Annotated in this window: 27 protein-coding genes and 1 pseudogene; 1 reads left to right on the top strand and 27 read right to left on the bottom strand. The window is 42.0% G+C overall.

The window, feature by feature from the left end; translation table 11 throughout:
• Nucleotide 1: 1 nt before the first annotated feature.
• From spoIID to prfA, 27 genes and pseudogenes are all read right to left on the bottom strand, one after another.
• Nucleotides 2–1021, bottom strand: coding sequence for a stage II sporulation protein D (spoIID, locus tag CEF22_RS01745; RefSeq protein WP_100401488.1), 1020 nt, complete (start codon nt 1019–1021; stop codon nt 2–4).
• 184 nt (nt 1022–1205) lie between these two features.
• On the bottom strand, nt 1206–2504 hold the full coding sequence (gene murA, locus CEF22_RS01740) for a UDP-N-acetylglucosamine 1-carboxyvinyltransferase (RefSeq protein ID WP_100401487.1): 1299 nt from the start codon (nt 2502–2504) through the stop codon (nt 1206–1208).
• A 29-nt stretch (nt 2505–2533) separates the two neighbouring features.
• Complete coding sequence (locus tag CEF22_RS01735; protein WP_157843128.1) at nt 2534–3253, bottom strand: YwmB family TATA-box binding protein; 720 nt, start codon at nt 3251–3253, stop codon at nt 2534–2536.
• A gap of 203 nt (nt 3254–3456) precedes the next feature.
• Complete coding sequence (locus CEF22_RS01730) at nt 3457–3693, bottom strand: DUF1146 family protein (RefSeq protein WP_094833635.1); 237 nt, start codon at nt 3691–3693, stop codon at nt 3457–3459.
• A gap of 230 nt (nt 3694–3923) precedes the next feature.
• Nucleotides 3924–4331: a F0F1 ATP synthase subunit epsilon gene (locus CEF22_RS01725; RefSeq protein ID WP_100401485.1), complete on the bottom strand. Its 408-nt coding sequence runs from the start codon at nt 4329–4331 to the stop codon at nt 3924–3926.
• A gap of 22 nt (nt 4332–4353) precedes the next feature.
• Nucleotides 4354–5772, bottom strand: coding sequence for a F0F1 ATP synthase subunit beta (gene atpD / locus CEF22_RS01720; protein WP_100401484.1), 1419 nt, complete (start codon nt 5770–5772; stop codon nt 4354–4356).
• Between the two features lie 26 nt (nt 5773–5798).
• The gene (locus CEF22_RS01715; RefSeq protein WP_095481064.1) at nt 5799–6656 is read right to left on the bottom strand and encodes a F0F1 ATP synthase subunit gamma; all 858 of its coding nucleotides are present in this window, start codon (nt 6654–6656) and stop codon (nt 5799–5801) included.
• Nucleotides 6657–6743: 87 nt separating this feature from the next.
• Nucleotides 6744–8252, bottom strand: a complete 1509-nt coding sequence (gene atpA, locus CEF22_RS01710) for a F0F1 ATP synthase subunit alpha (protein WP_094833631.1) — start codon at nt 8250–8252, stop codon at nt 6744–6746.
• Nucleotides 8253–8343: 91 nt separating this feature from the next.
• Nucleotides 8344–8886 carry a F0F1 ATP synthase subunit delta gene (locus CEF22_RS01705; protein WP_095481065.1) on the bottom strand — a complete coding sequence of 181 codons (543 nt, stop codon included), beginning with the start codon at nt 8884–8886 and terminating at the stop codon, nt 8344–8346.
• A complete protein-coding gene (locus CEF22_RS01700; protein ID WP_095481070.1) occupies nt 8883–9401 on the bottom strand; it encodes a F0F1 ATP synthase subunit B in 519 nt (172 codons plus the stop codon). The genes CEF22_RS01705 and CEF22_RS01700 overlap by 4 nt, the downstream gene beginning before the upstream one ends.
• 291 nt (nt 9402–9692) lie before the next feature.
• Entirely contained in the window at nt 9693–9905 is a 213-nt protein-coding gene (gene atpE / locus CEF22_RS01695) for a F0F1 ATP synthase subunit C (RefSeq protein ID WP_053368380.1), read from the bottom strand.
• An 89-nt stretch (nt 9906–9994) separates the two neighbouring features.
• Nucleotides 9995–10720 (bottom strand): F0F1 ATP synthase subunit A, encoded by a 726-nt coding sequence (gene atpB, locus CEF22_RS01690; RefSeq protein WP_095481066.1) that lies wholly within the window; start codon nt 10718–10720, stop codon nt 9995–9997.
• Nucleotides 10721–10726: 6 nt separating this feature from the next.
• Nucleotides 10727–11113: an ATP synthase subunit I gene (locus tag CEF22_RS01685; RefSeq protein ID WP_094833627.1), complete on the bottom strand. Its 387-nt coding sequence runs from the start codon at nt 11111–11113 to the stop codon at nt 10727–10729.
• A gap of 6 nt (nt 11114–11119) precedes the next feature.
• Nucleotides 11120–11338 carry an AtpZ/AtpI family protein gene (locus CEF22_RS01680; RefSeq protein WP_232726038.1) on the bottom strand — a complete coding sequence of 73 codons (219 nt, stop codon included), beginning with the start codon at nt 11336–11338 and terminating at the stop codon, nt 11120–11122.
• A 387-nt stretch (nt 11339–11725) separates the two neighbouring features.
• On the bottom strand, nt 11726–12865 hold the full coding sequence (gene wecB, locus CEF22_RS01675) for a non-hydrolyzing UDP-N-acetylglucosamine 2-epimerase (protein ID WP_100401483.1): 1140 nt from the start codon (nt 12863–12865) through the stop codon (nt 11726–11728).
• A gap of 22 nt (nt 12866–12887) precedes the next feature.
• Nucleotides 12888–13517, bottom strand: coding sequence for a uracil phosphoribosyltransferase (gene upp / locus CEF22_RS01670; RefSeq protein WP_095481072.1), 630 nt, complete (start codon nt 13515–13517; stop codon nt 12888–12890).
• 157 nt (nt 13518–13674) lie between these two features.
• A complete protein-coding gene (gene glyA / locus CEF22_RS01665) occupies nt 13675–14910 on the bottom strand; it encodes a serine hydroxymethyltransferase (protein WP_100401482.1) in 1236 nt (411 codons plus the stop codon).
• Nucleotides 14911–15076: 166 nt separating this feature from the next.
• A complete protein-coding gene (locus tag CEF22_RS01660; protein WP_100401481.1) occupies nt 15077–15649 on the bottom strand; it encodes a TIGR01440 family protein in 573 nt (190 codons plus the stop codon).
• Between the two features lie 19 nt (nt 15650–15668).
• Nucleotides 15669–16106, bottom strand: a complete 438-nt coding sequence (rpiB, locus tag CEF22_RS01655) for a ribose 5-phosphate isomerase B (RefSeq protein ID WP_095479165.1) — start codon at nt 16104–16106, stop codon at nt 15669–15671.
• A gap of 80 nt (nt 16107–16186) precedes the next feature.
• On the bottom strand, nt 16187–17113 hold the full coding sequence (locus tag CEF22_RS01650; RefSeq protein ID WP_442857382.1) for a methyl-accepting chemotaxis protein: 927 nt from the start codon (nt 17111–17113) through the stop codon (nt 16187–16189).
• Between the two features lie 12 nt (nt 17114–17125).
• Nucleotides 17126–17299: pseudogene (locus tag CEF22_RS19000) on the bottom strand (HAMP domain-containing protein); the annotation flags it as partial.
• A 200-nt stretch (nt 17300–17499) separates the two neighbouring features.
• Entirely contained in the window at nt 17500–17940 is a 441-nt protein-coding gene (locus CEF22_RS01645; RefSeq protein ID WP_100401479.1) for a low molecular weight protein arginine phosphatase, read from the bottom strand.
• 86 nt (nt 17941–18026) lie between these two features.
• Nucleotides 18027–18569, bottom strand: a complete 543-nt coding sequence (locus CEF22_RS01640) for a manganese efflux pump MntP (RefSeq protein WP_232726037.1) — start codon at nt 18567–18569, stop codon at nt 18027–18029.
• Nucleotides 18570–18728: 159 nt separating this feature from the next.
• Complete coding sequence (locus tag CEF22_RS01635; protein ID WP_100403873.1) at nt 18729–19781, bottom strand: L-threonylcarbamoyladenylate synthase; 1053 nt, start codon at nt 19779–19781, stop codon at nt 18729–18731.
• A 213-nt stretch (nt 19782–19994) separates the two neighbouring features.
• Entirely contained in the window at nt 19995–20669 is a 675-nt protein-coding gene (gene spoIIR / locus CEF22_RS01630) for a stage II sporulation protein R (protein WP_100401477.1), read from the bottom strand.
• A gap of 60 nt (nt 20670–20729) precedes the next feature.
• Nucleotides 20730–21587 (bottom strand): peptide chain release factor N(5)-glutamine methyltransferase, encoded by an 858-nt coding sequence (gene prmC, locus CEF22_RS01625; protein WP_100401476.1) that lies wholly within the window; start codon nt 21585–21587, stop codon nt 20730–20732.
• A gap of 5 nt (nt 21588–21592) precedes the next feature.
• A complete protein-coding gene (gene prfA, locus CEF22_RS01620) occupies nt 21593–22663 on the bottom strand; it encodes a peptide chain release factor 1 (RefSeq protein WP_100401475.1) in 1071 nt (356 codons plus the stop codon).
• Between the two features lie 222 nt (nt 22664–22885).
• On the opposite strand from prfA, the gene CEF22_RS18785 reads away from it, so the two are divergent.
• Entirely contained in the window at nt 22886–23062 is a 177-nt protein-coding gene (locus CEF22_RS18785) for a hypothetical protein (RefSeq protein WP_157843127.1), read from the top strand.
• Nucleotides 23063–23095 lie beyond the last annotated feature (33 nt).

The following is a 23095-nucleotide window of genomic DNA, read 5'->3' as shown; positions in this document are numbered from 1 at the left end:
GTTATTTTTTGGCGGTCATCATTTCGTCCACATATCGGTCCGCTTTGTCGATCTTTATTTGCTGATAGTAATGATGAATAATTTGTTGGTGATCCTTTCCTTCTTTCGCCATCCCATTGGCTCCATACTGACTCATGCCCACACCATGGCCGTACCCTTTCGTTGAAACAATCACCTCATCACCTTTCACGACCCAACTAAAGTCAGAGGAAGGTAATTGAAGCTTTTCCCGCACTTCTCGTCCAGAAAACTCCTTATTGCCAATTTTCACTTTCGCAATTCGCTGCCCTGGCGTTCGTTTCGTAATCATCCCTGCTTCCTGCCCTCCGTCAATAGAGACACCTAGCTTCCGTTCAAACTCGCTAAGAGGCAATCGCAGTTGGGCGCGATATTTAGGTGATTGCTCATCCCACGGACTTGCCACACTTTTTAAATAAGGAAGTGGCTGACCCCAATAGTCTTCCGAGTTCTCAGTGTAGCCGTTGCTCGTCGAAAAAAAAGAAGCGGTAATAGGAGTACCATCGTACGTGATAATTTCCCCCTTTGTTTCCTGCACAGCTTCATTGATCTTTTTCCATTTCCATGAGAAATCATTACCCCACGTCTTTTCTAGCTCACTTTTCGTTTGAAACACTTGATGATTCACTGTGTCGGTAACGTGCGCTTGACCGTTGCTCACGGTTTTTCCGTTCATCATATGTTGAATAATAAATGTTCTTGCTGTGAGTGCTTGCGCCTTGAGCGCCTCTTTCTCAAACTCTGCAGGCATCTCAGCTGCCACGACCCCTGCCACATATTGTTCTAGTGGGAAGTTCTCTATTTGTTGGCTTCCTGAACGAAATACGGCCACTTCTACTGCGGGTTCTTCAGCAGGAGCATTCGGTGTTGTCTTGTTCGGCTCTTTCATTGCCATCTCCTCTTCTTTAGGAGAAAAAATGAGCACAAGCAACGAAGGGATGACGAGTGCTGTAAAAAATAGAGCAGCAATAATAAGGAATAAAGAGTGACGTTGTTTTTCCATGAATTCCACGCCTCCATCGATAGATTGAGCAAAATACTTAATAGTATAAATATGGTGAGCGCTAGAGGTTTATCACGAAAAAATGTTGCTTTTTTATGAATAAAAACGAGGCGTTACGTATAAGAATATAAATAGTAAAAATATAAAAGAGCCTGACTGTAAGTAGTCAGGCCCTTCATCATTATTAAGCGTTTATATCCGTTATCACTTTTTCAGTAACTGTTTCTTCGCTAACGCGCGTAATATCCGCACCAAGCGCTGCTAGTTTGCCATGGAAATCCACATATCCACGATCTAAATGCTTCAGTTCTGTGACGCGAGTATAGCCATCTCCGATTAATCCAGCAACGATTAACGCCGCTGCCGCACGAAGATCCGTTGCCGCTACTTCTGCGCCTTGAATTGTTGAAGGTCCATTGATGATAACAGAACGTCCTTCGATTTTAATATTGGCATTCATACGACGGAATTCCTCTACATGCATAAAACGGTTTTCAAATACTGTTTCTGTAATCATGCTTGTGCCTTCCGCTTTCAATGCTAATGCCATCATTTGCGATTGCATATCTGTCGGGAAACCTGGGTGAGGCATCGTTTTAATATCGACAGCTTTTAACTTTTCAGGTCCAATAATACGAAGACCTTCTTCTTCTTCGATCACCTGCACACCCATTTCTTTCAACTTAGCAATTAAAGAAGACATATGTTCAGGTACAGCATTTTGGATAAGCACGTTTCCGCCTGTAATCGCTGCGGCTGTCATAAATGTGCCTGCTTCAATACGGTCAGGAATGATGTTGTGATCTGCACCATGAAGCTCTTCTACACCTTCAATACGAATCGTTCCTGTGCCAGCACCGACGACTTTAGCACCCATTTTATTTAGCAAGTTCGCTAAATCAACAATTTCTGGCTCCTTGGCACAGTTTTCAAGCACAGTCGTACCTTCCGCCAACGTAGCAGCCATTAAAATATTTTCTGTTGCTCCTACGCTAGGGAAGTCTAAATAAATTTTTGCTCCCTTTAATCGCTTGCTAACTTCCGCTTCAATGAAGCCATTTTCTACGCGAACGACAGCACCCATTGCTTCAAATCCTTTTAAATGCTGATCAATTGGACGTGAGCCAATCGCACAGCCTCCAGGAAGTGCTACACGAGCTTTTCCAGTGCGCGCTAACAATGAACCCATGACAAGTACAGACGCTCTCATTTTGCGTACATATTCGAAAGGAGCTTCAACGAATAATTCATCAGATGCATCAACAGTTACTGTATTGTTTTCAAATGCTACATGACAATTTAAATGGCGTAACACTTCATTAATTGTATATACATCAGAGAGAGTCGGCACATCCCGAATCACACTCTTTCCTTTACTAGCTAACAAAGTAGCGGCGATTACTGGCAGAACTGAATTTTTTGCTCCTTCTACTTTCACAGTTCCACTTAACTTTTGTCCGCCGCGGACGATAATTTTATCCAAGGTATTCCCCTCCGCGTCCAATTTATATATTAATATTCAATCGTGATGATCGGCGTGCCTATCACAAAGTTTGTCTTAGCTCCCGATCCGTTTTTTCTTAACCCAATTTGCACATTCATTTGATGCGATGGCAACGGAAGGCCTTGATTGAAATGCTCTGAATACGCTGATAAAGAATAAAAATTCTCTTCAGAAACAACTTCCAATTCATTTGCTTTCCAGCCATTTATTAATCCAGAAAACTGATTTGACAAAACTTCTTCAATTTTACCATCAAAACTTCCTTTAACACAAGTAAAAACCTGAGTAGATTCGTGGAAAAATTGTGAATGAATTTTCACAAATTCCCTTTTCATAAATGCTCTTATTCGATCCTCATCTGTAGAAATAACTGTATAGAGAAGAAAATAATGACTATCCTGTTGACCTGTAGATACGATCTGAATTTTTTGACGTAGCTTTCCTGTTGAATGACTAGCAACAACGGCTTTTTCATCTTTCAAGTCCACTGTAAATGTCCACTCGGATAAGTATTCTTGAAGTTTCAAAGCTACTTGCTTCATTTCCTGCTCATTTAAACGTTCACGCATATGTACGGTCCATTCTTCAATATGTCCATTCTCCTTTTGCACGTCTTCTGTCAGCCGCACTAAGTGATTAGAAGTAGACTTCGCAATAGTGCTATTCCCGTAAACAATGACAATGAAACAAATTAATAAAAGGCATTTAATCACTCTGCTCTTTTTCATTCTACTCATCTCCTTATCTGCTAGTATGACCTAGTAGATAAGAAACATACGAGAATTCAAACGACAAATCATCGAAGAAATCGACTTCGCCTTGTTCAATGATTCACTTAAGTAGAAGCAAAAAACCTCTCTAAAAAAATCATATACAAAATCCAAAAAATTTCAACGTGAAAGAAGTACTATCTATTATGCTTCGAAAAAAATTATTGAAATAACAGTGGCAATTGGCGGGACCATAAGAAGTAATCAAGGAAGAAGTTGCTGACCGCAGATCCGATCGCAATTGATAACAAAATAAATAACAACCTTGCTTGAAACACATGATTTGCCTTGATTATTTGTTCATATCGAACAGCTTGTAGTGCCCAAAAAGACAAACCGATAAATACAATATGAGACAAGATACTGATCAATGCCTCTTGTCCAAAATCAGAAACCATCTCATACACCCCAACTTTCACAAAATTTATCCCGCATTAACGGGCTGTAAGACCCCCACCTCAACACGGCAGAAAGAAGCACAGGCATGTAGGTGGGGGATCAACAGCCCGTAAACGCCCGATCGGTTCAACTAACAATCAATGGGGAATGAAGAACCTCCCCACTGATTGAAGTTTCACTTTATTAACGATACATCAAAAACCTTCCGGATCCGGAAGGTTTTTGACTATTACATTTTGCCTTCATAGATTTCAATACGGTTAATTGCCCGTTTTAATGCTAATTCAGCACGTTTAAAATCTACATTTTCTTTCTTATCGCTAAGCAGGCGTTCAGCGCGCATTTTCGCTTCTTTCGCCCGGGCAATATCAATATTTTCCGCTAGTTCAGCAGCTTGTGCTAAAATCGTCACTTGGTCTGGACGAACTTCTAAAAAGCCGCCGCTAATTGCTACCAAATCTGGTTTGCCAGCGCCTTTATTTAAACGGACAGCGCCAATTTGTAAAGGAGCGACCATCGGAATATGACCCGGTAAAATACCTAGCTCACCACTTTGAGCTTTTGCACTGACCATTTCCACATCCGATTCGTACGCTGGGCCGTCAGGAGTGACGATACTGACTTTAACTGTCTTCATTGCTTAACCCCCTGGTCCCTTATTATGCCTCTACACCCATCTCTTTAGCTTTAGCAACAACTTCTTCAATGCTACCTACTAGACGGAAAGCATCTTCTGGAAGATTATCGTATTTGCCGTCAAGAATTTCTTTAAATCCACGAACGGTATCTTTTACTGGTACATAAGAACCTGCTTGACCTGTAAACTGCTCAGCTACGTGGAAGTTTTGTGATAAGAAGAACTGGATACGACGCGCACGTTGTACAACAAGCTTGTCATCTTCTGAAAGCTCATCCATACCAAGGATTGCGATAATATCTTGAAGTTCTTTATAACGTTGTAATGTTTGCTGCACTTGACGAGCTATACTGTAATGCTCTTCGCCTACGATTTCTGGAGAAAGGGCACGTGAAGTAGATGCCAATGGATCTACCGCAGGGTAAATACCCATCTCAGAAAGCTTACGCTCAAGGTTAGTTGTCGCGTCTAAGTGAGCGAATGTTGTTGCAGGAGCTGGATCCGTGTAGTCATCGGCTGGTACATAGATCGCTTGGATCGATGTAACAGAACCAACGTTTGTAGACGTGATACGCTCTTGTAATTGACCCATCTCTGTTGCAAGTGTTGGCTGATAACCAACGGCAGAAGGCATACGACCTAATAGGGCAGAAACCTCAGAACCTGCTTGCGTGAAACGGAAGATGTTGTCGATAAAGAATAATACGTCTTGGCCTTGCTCATCACGGAAGTACTCCGCCATTGTTAATCCTGTTAAAGCTACACGCATACGCGCACCAGGTGGCTCGTTCATTTGTCCGAAAACCATCGCTGTTTTCTTAATAACTCCAGAATCGCTCATCTCATGGAAAAGGTCATTTCCTTCACGAGTACGCTCACCAACACCAGCGAATACTGAGATACCGCCGTGCTCTTGAGCAATGTTATTGATTAATTCCTGGATTAATACTGTTTTACCTACACCGGCACCACCAAACAGACCGATTTTACCACCTTTAATGTATGGAGCAAGTAAATCTACTACTTTAATCCCTGTTTCAAGGATTTCAACTTCTGTAGAAAGTTGGTCAAAAGTAGGAGCTTGACGGTGGATAGCATCACGGCGTGCATCAGCAGAAATCTCTTCGTTCAAGTCGATTACTTCACCTAGTACGTTAAATACACGTCCTAAAGTAATATCTCCAACTGGAACAGAGATTGCATGACCCATATCTAGTACATCTGTGTTACGTTGCAATCCATCAGTAGAAGCCATTGCGATTGTACGTACTGTATCATCACCTAAATGAACCGCTACTTCCAAAGTTAACTCGGAAGCTTCTTTACCCGCTTGTGCAGGAATTTGCACTTTTAACGCGTTATAGATGTCAGGAAGTTGACCGCTTTCGAACTTAACGTCAACGACTGGACCCATAACTTGAAGAACGCGTCCTTTGTTCATTTCTTTCCCTCCTAACTAGCTTTTCACTACTCTAAAGCCGCTACGCCGCCGACGATCTCAGTGATTTCCTGTGTGATCGCTGCTTGACGTGCACGGTTGTATGAAAGCGATAAAGAATCGATTAATTCTTTCGCATTGTCTGTTGCTGATTTCATTGCTGACATACGGGCCGCATGTTCACTTGCTTTACCGTCTAGTAAAGCACCGTAAATCAAGCTTTCCGCGTATTGAGGAAGTAATACTTCCAAAATCTCTTCAGCAGATGGTTCAAATTCATAAGAAGTTAATTTATTAGAAGCTGCAATATCCGTCAATGGCAATACTTTTTTCTCTGTTGCGTCTTGTTGAATAGGACTAACAAAGTGATTGTAGTACATATACAGTTCGTCATAGGTGCCATCAGCAAACATGCCAACTGTTTTGTTCACAATCGCTTTAATATCAGAGAAAGAAGGTTGATCAGGAAGTCCTGCAATATCTAGCACAACATTCATTCCGCGATTTTTGAAGAAATCACGGCCCATACGACCAATAGCGATGATGACATACTCATCTGTTGATTTATGACGCTCTTGAATCAAGTTATGAACAAGGCGAAGAATGCTGCTGTTGTATGCTCCCGCCAAACCACGGTCTGAGGTAATAACCAAATACCCGGTTTTCTTAACGGGGCGGGAGGTTAGCATCGGATGTGTTACATCTTTGCTTCCAAGAGCAATGGATGAGACCACTTCCTGAATTTTCTCCATGTAAGGAACAAATTTCTTAGCATTTGTTTCTGCACGGTTTAATTTAGAAGCGGAAACCATTTCCATCGCTTTTGTGATTTGGCTCGTCTTTTTAGTAGAGTTAATCCGAGTCTTTATATCGCGTAACGATGCCACTGGTTCTCACCACCCTTTTTAATGTTAGAAGTAATGAAAGGGGCGGACCATTAACGATCCTTTCCCGCTTTCAATGATTCTGAAAAATTATTCAGATTTCGCAAACGTCTTTTTGAACTCGTTGATTGCTGCTTTCATTTCATCATCAGAAGCAAGCTCTTTCGTTGTGCGAATATGTTCTAACACATTTGTGTGGTTGTGATCTAACCAGCTTAATAACTCGTCTTCAAAACGACGGATGTCCGTTACTGGAATATCATCTAAATGGCCACGAGTTAATGCATAAAGGATAACAACTTGTTTTTCAACCTTAAGCGGTTTGTTCAAGTCTTGCTTTAATACTTCAACTGTACGCGCACCACGGTTTAATTTTGCTTGAGTTGCTTTATCAAGGTCAGAACCGAACTGAGCAAATGCTTCTAGTTCACGGTATGCTGCTAAGTCTAGACGAAGTGTACCAGCAACCTTCTTCATCGCTTTGATTTGAGCGGATCCACCTACACGGGATACAGAAAGACCAGCATTGATCGCAGGACGTACACCTGAGAAGAATAAGTCAGACTGTAAGAAGATTTGTCCGTCAGTGATTGAGATAACGTTCGTTGGAATGTAAGCAGAGATATCGCCCGCTTGTGTTTCAACGAATGGAAGAGCAGTGATTGAACCTGCACCTAATGTGTCATTTAATTTCGCTGCACGCTCTAGTAAGCGAGAGTGCAAGTAGAAAACGTCACCAGGGTAAGCTTCACGACCTGGAGGACGGCGTAGTAATAGTGAAAGTTCACGGTATGCTGCTGCTTGTTTTGATAAATCATCATATACAATCAGAACGTGCTTGCCGTTGAACATGAATTCTTCACCCATTGTTACCCCAGCATAAGGAGCAAGGAATAACATTGGAGCTGGTTGTGATGCAGATGCTGTTACTACGATTGTGTAATCTAATGCGCCATGTTTACGAAGAGTTTCTACTGCATTACGAACAGTAGATTCTTTTTGTCCGATAGCTACATAGATACAAACCATATCTTGATCTTTTTGGTTAAGAATTGTATCGATCGCTACAGATGTTTTACCTGTTTGGCGGTCACCGATGATCAATTCACGTTGTCCACGACCGATTGGTACAAGAGCGTCAATCGCTTTAATACCTGTTTGTAATGGTTCATGAACGGATTTACGATCCATAACCCCTGTTGCTGGGCTTTCGATTGGACGTGTTTTTGTTGTGTTAATTGGGCCAAGACCGTCAACCGGCTGTCCTAGAGAGTTAACAACGCGTCCGATTAATTCTTCGCCTACTGGAACTTCCATGATGCGTCCAGTACGACGAACTTCATCACCTTCACGAATATCTTTGTAAGGTCCAAGGATAACGATACCTACGTTGTTTTCTTCCAAGTTTTGTGCCATACCCATGACACCAGTTGAGAACTCTAGAAGTTCTCCAGCCATGACGTTGTCGAGGCCATGAGCACGAGCGATACCGTCACCAATTTGGATAACTGTACCAACATCGCTTACTTTCATATCGGACTGGAAGTTTTCAATCTGCTTTTTAATCAGCGCACTGATTTCTTCAGCTTTGATGCTCATGAATTTCACCCCTCATAATATATTAGTGGTCAAAGAGAAATTAATAGTCTTTATTAATTCACTCAATTTCGTTTAATTCAATACTTATAACTTATTGATTAGCAACTAATTGTTTTTCTAGACGATCTAGTTTGCCGCGAAGGCTACCGTCATAAATACGGTTACCAATGCGTACTTTCACGCCACCTAACAAATTAGCATCTACTTCATTTGTAATTTTCAATGACTGCTTACCAACTTTTTTAGCGAACTGAGCAGAAATCGATGCTTCTTCCGTTTCCGTTAATGGACGAACAGATACAACTGTTGCTTCTGCCACTCCGCGCTCTTCATTTGCTAATTGTATGTAAGCATCTACTACATCAATAATGTACATTTCACGGTGACGCTCAGTTAAAAGCATCAACAGATTTACAGTATATGATGAAGCATTAGTGAATGCTGACTGCAAAAGAGCTTTCTTTTGTTGGATCGTCATTTTTGGTGATTGTAACAAAGGAAGAAGTTCTTTGCTGTCCGTAAATACGGCTTTCACTACACGAAGCTCTTCTTCAATTGCATCTAGTTGCTTTTGTTCTTTGGCGATTTGGAAAAGTGCTAATGCATAGCGCTTAGCGACTACAGAGTTACTCATCGCTCTTCCCCTGCCTCTTTAATGTACTCGTTAATTAATTTTTCTTGATCCGCTGCGCTCAATTCTTTTTCAATTACTTTAGAAGCAATTAAAACAGAAAGTGATGCGACTTGTTCGCGAACCGCTGCCAACGCTTGCTCTTTCTGCTGATCGATTTCCATCTTCGCAGACTCTTTCAAACGTTCTGCTTCTGCACGAGCAGCCGCAATAATTTCGTTCTTTTGATCGTCGCCGACTTTTTTCGCGTTTTCAATGATTGATTGTGCTTCTTGGCGAGATGCTTTTAATTCTGCACGTGTTTCATCTAATAATTTCTTAGCTTCTACACGGCTTTTTTCAGCTGCTTCGATCTCTGAGGAAATATGTTCTTCACGCTGTTGCATGATTCCCATAAGTGGACCCCAGGCGAACTTTTTAATCAACGCAAGTAAAACGATAAACATCACTAATTGGAACAGAATGTCTCCACCGTTAAAGCCGGCAGATGCTCCAAGTACAAATGCGTTTGCTAACACGCCTACTTCACTCCCTTCAAGAGTCTTAATCCCCTCTTAAATAGAGAAGATTCTATTAAACGAAATGTTTTTTTAAAGATTGAACATAAAGGAATGGCGAAGGTTCGCTTGGAATGATCTTCGCCATTTGGAACAAAATCCCGAAATATAATTTGGCTTCTAGTGTTAAAAATAACATTTTAGCCATTTTTATGATCGAGCTTTGACGACCAAACTACTGAACATATACAAAGCTTGCTTATGTAGCAATCTTGCTTATGACAATATCTAAGTAGTCGTTTCTTGAAGTTATTATTGACCTTGAACCATGAATGCGATAACTACTGCGATGATAGGAATCGCCTCAACTAATGCAACCCCGATAAACATTGTTGTTTGAAGCATACCGCGAGCTTCTGGTTGACGAGCGATACCCTCAACTGTTTTTGAAACGATTAAACCGTTACCAATACCTGCACCAAGTGCTGCTAAACCAATTGCAATTGCTGCTGCTAATAGACCAATTGAACCTGTCATTGTAAAATTTCCTCCTTTTAATGTATGAATAAAATATTTTTCACATAGTTCTGTTCATATAAATGAACGAATTATAATTAATGGTCTTGACTCACTTTGTGGGCCAGATAAACCATTGTTAACATAGTAAAGATAAACGCCTGGATTCCTCCGATAAATAATGAGAATCCTTGCCAAGCAAGTGTTGGAATGACGGCAGCGATATGACCGCCTACTCCTGTTGCCAAACTTCCTGCTAGTAAAGCTAGTAGGATCTCACCCGCGAAAATGTTTCCGTAAAGCCGGAGACCAAGAGTGAGCGTGTTGGCAAACTCCTCAACGATTTTCAATGGGAATAAGAAACCCATCGGACGGAAGAAATCCTTCCCGTACTCGCTGAAGCCTTTCATTTTAATTCCATAATAATGTGATAAACCAACAACCATTGCAGCAAGTGTTAATGTAATGACTGGATCTGCTGTTGGTGATTTCCACCAAAGCGTGTCATTATATACGACTGAAAATGGAAGTCCTAAGAAGTTGGAAATCGCAATGTAAAGGAATAAGGTTAAACCAAGGGCATGAAAGCGTCCCCCCGTTTTCCAGTCCATATTGCTTTGGATAATCCCTTTCACGAAGTCCATGATCCACTCAAAAAAGTTTTGCAACCCAGTAGGCTTCATTGCTAACTTTCTTGTAGAGATGACTGCAATAAGAAAGACAATTGTACTAGCCACTGTGATCATTAACATGTTGGCTAAGTTAAATGTCAGTGAAAAGCCATCAAAAACTTCCCATGTAAACGTTGGATTTTTATGATGCAACTTTTTTCACCTCTCTTCCCCGGTTTTATTTATTAAAAAATGAATGAAAAAATCTATCATAATGACAAGATAGGATGTCATTAATCCCAAAACTGTGAAAATAAGATGGATATGCTCAGGATAGCGTAAGGCAATGAGCGCAGCTAATCCCGCTGAAGCCATTCTAGATAAAGTGCCGAGCGATTTCACTTTTTCGCCTTTATCGATAGCATTGCTAAAACGGTTCATTCGATTGACCATTAACCAATGGTTGAAAAAACTTATGCTTGTCCCAAGGATGAGGCCTGCGAATACAGGCTTATAGGGCGTAATTCCCCAGCAGAAGACGAAAATGGAGAGCAAGTAGATTATGTACTTTCGGTGCCTTGAAAATGTGTGCTGGAGTTCCGGCATAACAAATTAATCTCCCGAATTAAAATAGCGGACTGATTGTAACATTAAAAAAATGCCAATGGTTAAACCCAATAGCAGTCCAATAATTAAACAAAGCGGGTCGGTGTTCCACTTTCCGTCAAGCCAGCGTCCAGCAAATATCCCGATAAGGATCGAGGCTGTTAACTGTGCTAGAATGGAACTGTACAAGGCCATTGCTCGAAAAGGGCTTTTTCGGTTTTTCATGCGAAAACACCTCAATTCTAGAACGGTTTACTTGACATTACAAAAACGGTTACAATTGTTTGTTCCTTACCCTTTGTTAGCATACAATAGGGGTTTTTCAATGTCAATGTGTTTAGAGTGAAAAAGATCACAATTTGTAACGAATCTTTCACAAAATGATCAAAAATTAGGGATGATTATAAGTTTTTCTTATAATATAGAAAAAACTCGACTTTTTACCAAAGGTTCGGTGACACTTCTTCGACTTTCTGACCCTTTCTTTGACCTTGCGTGACACTTCTTCGACTTTCTGACCCTTTCTTTGACCTTGCGCCGCACTTCTTCGACTTTCCAGTTTTTCTATTATAAAAGCCAGCTGCACACTACGCAGCTGGCTTTTATGCAAATTTAGAACCGTTCTGGCTTTTGATCGGTTGCTTTGAAATGGTAGCGGATCGCTTCGCAAATGCGGCGAGACGCTTCCCCATCGCCATACGGGTTAGAGGCTTTTGCCATTTTTTCGTACTCGGCTGGATTGTTTAATAACTCTGTGGCCAATTCGTAAATCGTTTCTTCTTCCACACCTGCAAGCTTTAATGTTCCCGCTTCGATTCCTTCTGGTCGCTCCGTTGTGTCACGTAACACTAGAACCGGTACCCCAAGCGATGGTGCTTCTTCTTGCACCCCACCGGAATCGGTTAAAATTAAGTGCGCTCTTGATGCGAAATTGTGAAAATCAATCACATCAAGCGGTTCAATTAAGTGAATGCGCGGGTCATTACCAAGGATTTCGTCAGCAATCTCACGAACCGCTGGATTTAAATGCACCGGATACACGACTTGAATGTCGCTATTTTCTTGAACAAGACGCTTGATCGCTGAGAACATATTACGCATCGGTTGTCCAAGGTTTTCACGGCGGTGAGCCGTCATTAATACTAGACGATCACTGCCGATACGTTCAAGCACTTCATGACTATATTCTTCTTTCACCGTTGTTTTCAACGCATCGATCGCTGTGTTTCCTGTAACGAAAATCGCTTCTGCTTTTTTATCTTCGTTTAACAGATTGCGTTCTGCTTGATCAGTCGGTGAGAAGTGGAGATCCGCAATCACACCTGTTAGCTGGCGATTCATCTCCTCTGGAAACGGAGAATATTTATTCCACGTGCGTAAGCCTGCTTCAACATGACCAACCGCAATTTGATTGTAAAAAGCAGCTAAACTCGCGATAAATGTTGTCGTCGTATCACCGTGAACGAGCACGATATCCGGCTTGACTTCTTTCATCACGCGATCTAGGCCTTCTAATCCACGAGTTGTCACGTCAATGAGGGTTTGACGGTCTTTCATAATATTCAAGTCGTAGTCAGGTTGTACGTTGAAAATTTCAAGAACTTGGTCAAGCATTTGACGATGTTGAGCGGTCACGGTCACAATTGATTCAAAATGCTCTGGGTGTTTTTGCAATTCAAGAACAAGTGGTGCCATCTTAATTGCTTCCGGACGCGTACCGAAAATCGTCATCACTTTAATTGGGCGATTCATTTTACATGTACCTACCTTTTGATTATTTTGTTCCGAACAGACGGTCTCCTGCATCTCCTAGACCTGGTACGATATAACCTTTTTCATTTAATTTCTCATCTAAAGCAGCGATGTAAATATCTACATCAGGATGTGCTTCCTTCATCGCTTCTACTCCTTCAGGGGCAGCAACTAAGCACATAAACTTCACGTTTTTCGCTCCACGCTTCTTCAAAGAGTTGATCGCTTCAACTGCAGATCCACCAGTCGCAAGCATTGGATCGACAACGATAAAGTCACGCTCTTCTACATCAGAAGGGAGCTTCACATAATATTCCACCGGCGTTAACGTTTGCGGATCACGGTATAGGCCAACATGTCCTACTTTCGCCGCAGGAATCAGTTTTAACACACCTTCAACCATTCCGATACCGGCACGTAAAATCGGCACGATTCCCAATTTTTTACCTGCTAGCATTTTCGTATTAGCTTTACACACAGGTGTCTCAATGCTTACTTCCTCTAATGGCAAGTCGCGTGTAATTTCAAATGCCATCAACGTCGCAATTTCGTCCACAAGCTCACGAAATTCTTTTGTTCCTGTATTTTTATCACGAATCATTGTTAATTTGTGTTGAATTAATGGATGGTCAAACACATATACTTTTGCCAAACTAATCGCTCCCTTATCTTTATGTACAAAAAATACTTCATTAGCAGCTATCACGCAAACGGCAAAAAAAAACCGCATAAGCAGCAGACAGCATTTATACACTTTTCATTATTATAGTACAAAAAAACACCCGAGTACAACCGGGTGCTTGAAGTGTTTAATTATATAATGGATATTTCGCAGTTAAGTCTGCTACACGTTGGCTAGATTTTTGTAACGTCGCTTCGTCTTCATGATTTTTCAATGTGTCCGCGATAATAGAAGCCACTTCGTCCATCGCTTCTAAATCAAAACCACGAGAAGTTACAGCCGCTGTTCCGACGCGAACACCACTTGTTACAAACGGGCTTTGTGGATCGAATGGGATCGTGTTTTTGTTAACTGTGATACCAACTTCATCAAGTACATGTTCCGCTACTTTTCCTGTTAAGCCAAGAGATTGAAGATCGATTAATAGCAAGTGATTATCTGTACCACCTGATACAAGGTTGATGCCTTCTTTTGTTAACCCTTCACCTAAACGTTTCGCATTGTCGATGATGTTTTGTGCATACTCTTTAAAGCTTGGATCTAGCACTTCACCGAAAGCTACAGCTTTAGCAGAAATCACGTGCATTAATGGACCACCTTGGATACCAGGGAAAATCGCTTTATCAATTTTCTTCGCAAACTCTTCTTTACAAAGAATCATACCACCGCGAGGTCCACGAAGTGTTTTATGCGTCGTTGTTGTAACGAAATCAGCATACGGCACTGGGTTTTGGTGAAGGCCTGCAGCCACAAGACCTGCAATATGAGCCATATCGACCATTAAGTACGCGCCTACTTCATCAGCGATTTCACGGAATTTCGCGAAATCAATGGCACGTGGATAAGCACTTGCACCCGCTACGATTAATTTCGGCTTGTTGTCGATCGCTTTTTGACGCACATCTTCATAATCGATCATTTGTGTTTCTTTATCGACACCATACTCGATAAAATTGTATTGTACTCCACTGAAGTTGACTGGGCTACCGTGCGTTAAATGACCACCATGAGAAAGGTTCATCCCAAGAACCGTGTCGCCATGCTCTAAAATTGTAAAGTAAACAGCCATGTTTGCTTGTGCACCAGAGTGAGGTTGCACGTTTGCATGCTCTGCACCGAAAATTTCTTTCGCACGATCACGAGCTAAATCTTCCACAACATCCACATGTTCACAACCACCGTAATAACGCTTAGCAGGATAACCTTCTGCATATTTATTCGTTAATACCGAACCTTGTGCTTCCATCACTGCTTCACTAACAAAGTTTTCAGAGGCAATTAACTCAATTTTCGTTTGTTGACGTTTTAATTCATCTTGGATCGCTGCAAAAACTGCTGAATCTTGAACTTGAAGTTTGCTCATTTTCAATCCCCTTCCGATTTATAGGACTTATTTTCAACTTTTATGTAGTGCCAATTTTATAAATTCTTTTACATTCTACCACGTTTCTGCAATCTTTCAAATGAATTAACGAATTTTTTTTATAAAAAAACCGACTTTCATAAAAAAAGCCGGTTATATCTTAACATTAACTAGTGCAACTTTCGTTTATATTCGTTTTTTCGTAAACCGCCCGAGCACCACCGATTAATTTCGGTCTCGTTTTTGCCATCGTCACATGAGCATGTCCTACTTGTTTCACACTCGTACGTAGCGGAACTGCAACATGCTTCAGGTGCATTCCGATCAATGTATCACCGAGGTCAATCCCGGCGTCAGCTTTGATATATTCAACGACAGCGCTGTTCGAGCTTTGCGCATAAGCATAGGTAGCCATTGAACCGCCAGCTTGTCGAACAGGGATAACCGCAACTTCTTCAAGGTGCAAACGCCCAATCAGCTCACGATCAACCACTAGCGCCCGATTTAAATGTTCACAGCATTGAAAAGCCAAATGAACATCGTGTTCATCCGCCCATATTTTTACTTGACGATACACCATTTCGGCAATATCTAACGTGCCCGCTGTACCGATTTTTTCGCCAGCAATTTCAGAAGTCGAACAGCCAATGACGACCGTTTGATCTGGTTGAAGATTAGCCTGTTGCTGAAATTCTTGTAAAAGTCGGTGTAAATCTTGTTCCCACTCTTTTAATAACACAGGGCTTCACCTCGCCTTATTATTGTTCGTATGCTTTAATCTTACTCACACGATTTTCGTGGCGGCCACCTTCGTAATCAGTCGTTAACCAAACTTTCGCGATTTCACGAGCTAATCCAGGACCAATGACGCGCTCTCCCATCGCTAACATATTGCTGTCATTATGTTCTCTCGTTGCTTTGGCACTAAACAAATCATGAACAAGCGCACAGCGAATGCCTTTGACTTTATTAGCAGCAATGCTCATACCAATTCCTGTTCCGCAAATTAAAATTCCGCGGTCAAATTCACCGTTCGCTACTTTTTCCGCCACTGGAAGCGCGTAATCTGGGTAATCAACAGACGTCCCACATTCACAGCCAAAATCTTCAAATTCAATGCCAAGCTCTTCTAATAAATTTTTTATTTCCTCACGAATATTTACTCCACCGTGATCCGAAGCAATTGCTACTTTCATTTGCACAATCCCCTTTCAAATTAGATACCTATTTTTATTTTGTCATAGAACGATATCTCAGGCAAGCAACCGACATTTTGCTATAAACGAAAACGGGTGATCGTTGATTTTAACTCATCCGCTTGTGTTTTCAGTTGGATAATGGCTTGTTCGATATGGTTCATGACTGTCGTTTGATCTTTTGTCACACGCGTCACTTCTAGTGCGCCTGCTGACGTTTCCTCGGCAATCGCCGCGACTTCTTGCGACTGTCTAGACGTTAGTTCAATGCTGTCCATTTGCTTGTTCACTAAATTAGAAATCATATGAACATCATCTGCCACAGCAAGAATTTTATCCGTCATCATTTCAATCGCCGTGTTCGCTTTTGATCCCTTCTGCACTTCATTGTTTACGCTTTCAACTTGAGAAGAAATTTGCTGCACCACTTGATCAACTTCCTGCTGCATTTGTTGAATCAGTTCAGAAATCCCTTGAACCGCTGTACCACTCTCATCCGCTAGCTTGCGAACTTCCTCTGCGACGACCGCAAAGCCTTTTCCATGCTCTCCTGCTCGCGCCGCTTCAATCGAAGCATTTAATGCTAGCAAATTCGTTTGCGCTGCAATCGCTCCCACTAGTTGAATAATATCGCCCACTTTACGAGCATTTTCTTCTAACCCTCGCACAGCTCGCAAAGAATGTTTGTTTTCAGAAGATAACCTCTCCATGCCCAAAATCAGCGACTGAAATACCTCTTTACTTTCTTCAAGATCGCGAACCATTTCTTCCGCCTGAACAGCTGAAGTTTTCGCTTTTCGTTGCACCTCACCTGCTAAGTGAGTCACATCCTCCACCGACTCTGCTGTGGACTGGATAGCAACAGCAGAATTTTCGGCTCCCGCTGAAATCTCATCCACCGTGCGGAAAATGTCCTCTGCCTTTTGTGAAGCTGTCGCTGCTTTATTTGAAATTCGTTGTACACTTTCGTTCGTCAACGAAAAATTATTCTCAATACTATGAACCATCTCTCGCAAATTAGCGAGCATTTTATTAAAGGCTTGAGCTAATGACCGGATCTCATCTTGACCATTTGGCAATTCCACATCTTTTTCAATATTTCCGGTAGCCGCTTCTAAAGCAGCTGCTTCTAATCGTTGCAACGGCTTAACAAAATAGCCTCCTACAATATAAGCTAAAATACCAGACCACATAATCCCCATTAACAACGTCATAGTCGTAAATAACGTTTCATTCATTCCAGAAAAAAACATCGGATATAAGTAATAAATAAAGAAAGCGCTAGTTGAATACGTAATGATCGCCAAAACAGTCACGAGCACTACAAGTTTCTTCCCTATTCCAAATGAGGCTCTAGTATATTTTTCCATATTTTCCCCTTTCTGCATGAATACTACTCTAGCTCGTTGGGTATTCCTTCAATGAACTGGTCCATCAATTGCTCTAGCTCATTATATGTATCACGATAATCCTCAAGCGAACCACCGAATGGATCACGAACATCAGCTAAGCTCCCGGTCACATATCGTTTGAACACATGAGTTTTTGCTCTTACTTCTGGAAATTGAGAGACAAGCATCTGTTCATGAGAAGCTGTCATTGTTAAAATAATATCCGCCCAATGAACTAATTCTTTAGATATTGCTAGGGAAATATGGTCGCTCGGAATCTTTCCCTCCTCTAACACACACCTAGCCTGTTCAGACGCTGGACTGCCATTCGCCGCAAAAATCCCGGCTGATTTCACTTCCCATTGTGGACGCTTATGCTTCAGCAACGCTTCAGCCATCGGGCTTCTACACGTGTTCCCTGTGCATATAAATAAAACCTTCAACTTCTCATCCCTCCTCGTGTGAATATCTTTTCTATTATTATATAAGATTTTTTATTAATAGGGAAAAAAGATATAAGTTTTATTTATTAAATCGGAAATAGTAATTTAATACCAAATATTAATAACACACATCCACCAAATGCTTCACTATAAGGTCCGAGCAACCCTCTTGTTTTTTTGCCGAGTAAGAGCCCACTCCAAGTTAGCATCGCCGCTATTCCTCCAAAAAGAGACAATACGATGACCGCTCTCGCACCGTAAATACCGAGAGTCAAACCGACTGAAAAGCTATCGAGACTCACGACAATCGCAAATAAAAATAAACTCCATCCGGCAGGGATCGATCGTCCCGATTCTTCCTCTTTCAAGACCGATACAATCATTTGCACACCAGCTATTATTAATAAAATGCCCCCAATGATATTAGCAACTTCCCCGAACGTATTCGACAACACCCTTCCCGCTGCCATTCCTACAAGCGGCAACCCAACATGTAATGCCCCAACGATTAACCCTATGTAAAAGATCCGCTTTAGTCTAATCGGTATCATGCCAAGGCTTAAACTAGCCGAAAATGCATCCATCCCTAAAGCCAATGCCATCATTGTTAATGTGAGAATTTCACCCATTCTCTCCTTCACTTCCTTCTCTTTTGGACGTGCCTTTTTTCAAACATATGCAAGCACGAAAAAGAATTGTACTATCTGCTTCTTTTTCACACAAAAAAAGAGGCCCGACACCGAAACACCATATTGTCATATGATGTGAAGTGCCAGACCCTTGATAGATCAGTTTTCTTTTTGCTTGCGCCACTGGTGAGAAGCAGCTTTTTCTAATCGGTTCATGATGGCCAGTCCTACTCCTTCGTATGGAAAAACCTCTGAAAAAATAATATCGACATCGACTTCATTAAACGCGCGAAGGACATCATAAAGAGAATGAGCCACAGTCGTTAAATCCGTTCGATTTCCACATGGCAAAATCACATCGGCCTCGTACAAGGATGCCATTTCTTCCGTTGTTAACACCCCGACCTTTTTGCCTTCCATTCGCTCCTGATCGATCTGTTGCTGGATCCATTCACGGCTGCCATCGACTAAAATTAGCGGCGCATTCGGAGCGTAATGCTTATATTTCATCCCCGGAGACTTCGGCTGCTCGTTAGCATTTTTTAAAGCGGGATCAAGCGTAACTTCTCCAACTACCACTTCAAGTTCTTCCTTTGTAATTCCACCTGGTCGCAAAATGACCGGAATATCAGTCGTACAATCAACAACGGTGGACTCGACGCCAACGCCTGTCTCACCACCGTCCAAAATGCCGGCCACTTGACCATCGAGATCATCTAACACGTGCTTCGCCGACGTTGGGCTTGGTTTGCCGGAGCGATTGGCACTTGGAGCGGCTAATGGCAATTGCGATTCACGAATTAACTGCAAAGCTAGCGGATGATCCGGCATCCGAATCGCCACAGTGTCTAATCCAGCCGTTACGTTATCGGCAAACACTCCTTGTTTTTTCTTAAAAATGATCGTCAACGGCCCCGGCCAAAAAGCTGTCATCAGCCTTTCCGCTTGCCTTGGTATCTCCTCAACTAATTGCTTTAATTGCTGCGGATCGGCAATGTGGACAATAAGTGGATTATCACTAGGTCTGCCCTTTGCTGCAAAAATTTTCGCAGTGGCTTCGTTCGAACAAGCATTAGCCCCTAGACCATAGACTGTTTCTGTTGGAAAAGCCACGACTTCATTATTTGTTAATAACTCGGCTGCTTCTTTCACTTGTGGATAACTATTAACACAATCCACATTTTTATCCACAAACCAATAAGTTGTTTTCATTTCACTCACCTTTTTCATTTCTCCATTTTACGCTATATTTCTCGTATTCTATTCACAAATTCACGGAAGTTACCCACAAACTGTGTATAATTTCTTATGAAATGTTGATAAGTCTGTGGACAAATGTGGATAGTTTTCTGAAAAATAATAAAATTATGTTCCCTGCTATCCACATGTGAATAGTTTTTGGAGAAATTCGTCGATTTTTCGCCATTACTCGCCGCCTCTAAATAGCTCGACAAGCATAAATTTTATTTCTGGCGTTTCTATTTCACCCTCGGCGTACACGGGCTCAGCTTGCTCCACTTCTTCCTCTCCAACTTCTTCCGTTGCAGAAGATTCCACCTCTTCTTCTAGCTCTACCGGTTCTTCTACCCCAGGACTAACGGCCATTCCACTAGAAAAGTCCACAAAGCACAGCGGCGGATATAATACACACCACCAGTTCGCTCCCTGCCCTTCCCCGATCGTAATAATAATTGCTTCATATTCTCCTGCTGGGTATAGAAAATTTCCATATAACTTCGTCGGAAACTTCGCTTGACCAAATTCCACTTTGATCGCTTCGGTTGCCCCTTCTTTTTGCGCTCGTTTTAACGCAATCTTTTGGATTTCAGGAAGCTTTTCTTTCAACAATTGACGAGCTTTCGGAAGCGACTCTAGATCCGCTACCCATTTCGTAATCTCTTTATTTACATCGTCTCTAATCTTTCTTTTCAACTGCTGATCTTTCGCCTCATCGCTATTCGCTAAAATTCTAAGCCGAATCGCTTCCTTTGGAATAATGATCGTTTCATCCGCTTGAGCAGCTTGCTCAGGTATATATAAACTAACAATCGTGGCAATGGATAATGTGAATAAATAAAGTCCGGCTAATAATTTGTTCATCGTTTTCCCCTCCCATCCACCATTCTGTCCAGGTTAGGAAAAACTTAAACAATGTATCTATCACATTTGCAAAAATACCATCCGATCTTTGCCATTAATGTCGTATTCGATTCGAACCGATGCTTGCGGAAAGACTTGCTGCAATAGCTGTTGCACCGCTTCACCTTGTCCAACTCCCACTTCAAAGCCAACGATCGCTTTTTCTTTTAACACTTTAGGTAGCTGCTCGCAAAAGCGCCGATACAAATCGAGTCCGTCTTCTCCACCAAACAAAGCGAGGTGAGGCTCATGATCCACAACGACTGTGGATAACTTTTTTTTATCTGACAGCGGAATATACGGTGGATTAGATAATAACATATCTAATTGGATACCAGCTTCAATGAGCGGCTGCAATAAATCACCGTGCAACCACTTTACATCAGCGTGCAATGATTCACCGTTTGCTTTCGCTGTTTCTAATGCTTCTTCAGATAAATCCACTGCATAAACCATGAGATCCGGCTGTTCTAACTTCATCGTGATAGCAATAATGCCACTGCCTGTCCCGATATCAGCCATCGTTAATGGTCCGTTTTTCGGGAAATATTGTTTGATCCCATTCAACGCGTGCCACACAAGCTCCTCTGTCTCTGGTCGAGGAATTAACACATTAGGATTGACACGAAAGGTTCTGCCGTAAAACTCCTCCGCCCCCATCATATGCTGAATAGGAATTCCTTGTGCATGCTTCTGTACTTTTTCCACCCATTGCTCCTGCTGTTGCTCTGTTAATGGTAAATGTAAGTTTGCCAAAAGCTCTGACCGACTCATCTTTAACACATGTTGCAATAGAATTTCACCCGCGTTCGCATCCCGCTCATGCTCCGTTAAAAAAGAAGAAGCCCAATTGAGGGCTTCGTATACTTTTTTTGTCAAGGGATCTATTCCTCTAAATTTTCAAGCTTCGACGATTGCTCTTCCATAATTAATGCATTGAGCACTTCGTCTAGCTTGCCTTCTAAAATTTGATCTAACTTTTGAATCGTTAAGCCGATTCGATGATCCGTCACACGATTTTGCGGGAAATTGTACGTGCGAATACGTTCGGAACGATCACCGGAACCAACCGCGGATTTACGCTGAGCATCATATTCTGCTTGAGCTTCCTGTTGGAACTTATCATATACACGAGCGCGAAGAACTTTCATCGCCTTCTCTTTATTTTTGATTTGGGATTTTTCATCCTGACAAGACACAACCGTACCCGTCGGAAGATGCGTTAAGCGAACCGCAGACATCGTTGTATTAACACTTTGTCCTCCTGGTCCACTCGATGCAAACGTATCGACACGAATATCCTTTTCATGAATATCGATTTCCACATCCTCCGCTTCCGGCAAACAAGCAACCGTGGCTGTCGATGTATGAATACGTCCCCCTGATTCCGTTTCCGGTACACGTTGCACACGATGAGCACCATTTTCAAATTTCATTTTCGAAAAAGCGCCCTTTCCATTAATCATAAAAATGATTTCTTTATAACCACCCAATCCAGTAGGGCTCGCTTCAATTACTTCCGTTTTCCAGCCTTGTACTTCTGCATAACGGCTGTACATCCGATAAAGATTCCCAGCAAATAACGCCGCCTCATCTCCACCAGCTGCGCCACGAATCTCCATAATAACGTTTTTATCATCATTCGGATCTTTCGGGATGAGCAAAACTTTCAATCGCTCCTCATATGTTTCGAGGCTACTCTCTAGCTCATGTAGCTCCTCTTTTACCATCTCGCGCATCTCAGCGTCCAACTTCTCCTCAAGCATCGCCTTCGCATCTTGATGTTGCGATTTTGCTTCCTTATACTCACGATACACTTCAACCGTTTCCTGAATATCCGATTGTTCCTTCGAATAATCTCTTAGCTTCTTCGGATCATTCACAATTTCCGGATCACTCAAAAGCTCATTTAACTTCTCATAACGGTCCTCGACCGCCTGCAACCGATCAAACATAACGTCACCTCAACTATTCGTCCATAATGTTACTATTATATAATACCAAAAAAAACAGGACAACACAGAAAAGCGGAAGGCGCTCGTCCATCGGCGACAAGCAAAAGACGAGCTGACTGGAAGGTTGCTCTTTAACCTTTTAGACAGATTGGCTTTTGACCTCGAGCCGATAGCGACTGCAGCTGGACAACACGAAAAGCGGAAGGCGCTGTTCAGCGACGTATGGACTGGAACAATCCGATCGAGATAAAGGAAAATGAAAAGCGGAGCCAACTTGATCAGCCGCGACAAGCAAAAGACAAGCCAGCTAAAAGGTTGTTCTTTAACCTTTTGGACGGATGGGCTTTTGACCTCGAGCGGCTAGTTGGCGCAGCTAGACAACACGATGAACGTCAGTGAATCGATGTTGACTTATCATCGTGAAAAAAACCT

The organism is Bacillus sp. FJAT-42315, assembly GCF_002797375.1.
GTDB lineage: Bacteria > Bacillota > Bacilli > Bacillales > Domibacillaceae > Bacillus_CE.
Note: the sequence above shows the minus strand (reverse complement) of the source record. Positions and strands in the feature narration are given on the sequence as shown.

Bases quoted from the DNA above. Each gene is read 5' to 3' on its own strand.
- glyA (WP_100401482.1), bottom strand. From the start codon at position 14,910: ATGAGCAAACTTCAAGTTCAAGATTCAGCAGTTTTTGCAGCGATCCAA.
- CEF22_RS01635 (WP_100403873.1), bottom strand. From the start codon at position 19,781: ATGAAAACAACTTATTGGTTTGTGGATAAAAATGTGGATTGTGTTAAT.
- prfA (WP_100401475.1), bottom strand. From the start codon at position 22,663: ATGTTTGATCGGTTGCAGGCGGTCGAGGACCGTTATGAGAAGTTAAAT.
- CEF22_RS01725 (WP_100401485.1), bottom strand. From the start codon at position 4,331: ATGAAGACAGTTAAAGTCAGTATCGTCACTCCTGACGGCCCAGCGTAC.
- CEF22_RS01730 (WP_094833635.1), bottom strand. From the start codon at position 3,693: ATGGTTTCTGATTTTGGACAAGAGGCATTGATCAGTATCTTGTCTCAT.
- CEF22_RS18785 (WP_157843127.1), top strand. From the start codon at position 22,886: ATGGACTGGAACAATCCGATCGAGATAAAGGAAAATGAAAAGCGGAGC.
- wecB (WP_100401483.1), bottom strand. From the start codon at position 12,865: ATGAATCGCCCAATTAAAGTGATGACGATTTTCGGTACGCGTCCGGAA.
- atpD (WP_100401484.1), bottom strand. From the start codon at position 5,772: ATGAACAAAGGACGCGTTCTTCAAGTTATGGGTCCAGTCGTTGACGTT.
- CEF22_RS01650 (WP_442857382.1), bottom strand. From the start codon at position 17,113: ATGGTTCATAGTATTGAGAATAATTTTTCGTTGACGAACGAAAGTGTA.
- spoIID (WP_100401488.1), bottom strand. From the start codon at position 1,021: ATGGAAAAACAACGTCACTCTTTATTCCTTATTATTGCTGCTCTATTT.
- CEF22_RS01685 (WP_094833627.1), bottom strand. From the start codon at position 11,113: ATGCCGGAACTCCAGCACACATTTTCAAGGCACCGAAAGTACATAATC.
- CEF22_RS01640 (WP_232726037.1), bottom strand. From the start codon at position 18,569: ATGGGTGAAATTCTCACATTAACAATGATGGCATTGGCTTTAGGGATG.
- CEF22_RS01705 (WP_095481065.1), bottom strand. From the start codon at position 8,886: ATGAGTAACTCTGTAGTCGCTAAGCGCTATGCATTAGCACTTTTCCAA.
- atpA (WP_094833631.1), bottom strand. From the start codon at position 8,252: ATGAGCATCAAAGCTGAAGAAATCAGTGCGCTGATTAAAAAGCAGATT.
- spoIIR (WP_100401477.1), bottom strand. From the start codon at position 20,669: ATGAACAAATTATTAGCCGGACTTTATTTATTCACATTATCCATTGCC.
- CEF22_RS01680 (WP_232726038.1), bottom strand. From the start codon at position 11,338: ATGAAAAACCGAAAAAGCCCTTTTCGAGCAATGGCCTTGTACAGTTCC.
- rpiB (WP_095479165.1), bottom strand. From the start codon at position 16,106: ATGAAAGTAGCAATTGCTTCGGATCACGGTGGAGTAAATATTCGTGAG.
- CEF22_RS01735 (WP_157843128.1), bottom strand. From the start codon at position 3,253: ATGAAAAAGAGCAGAGTGATTAAATGCCTTTTATTAATTTGTTTCATT.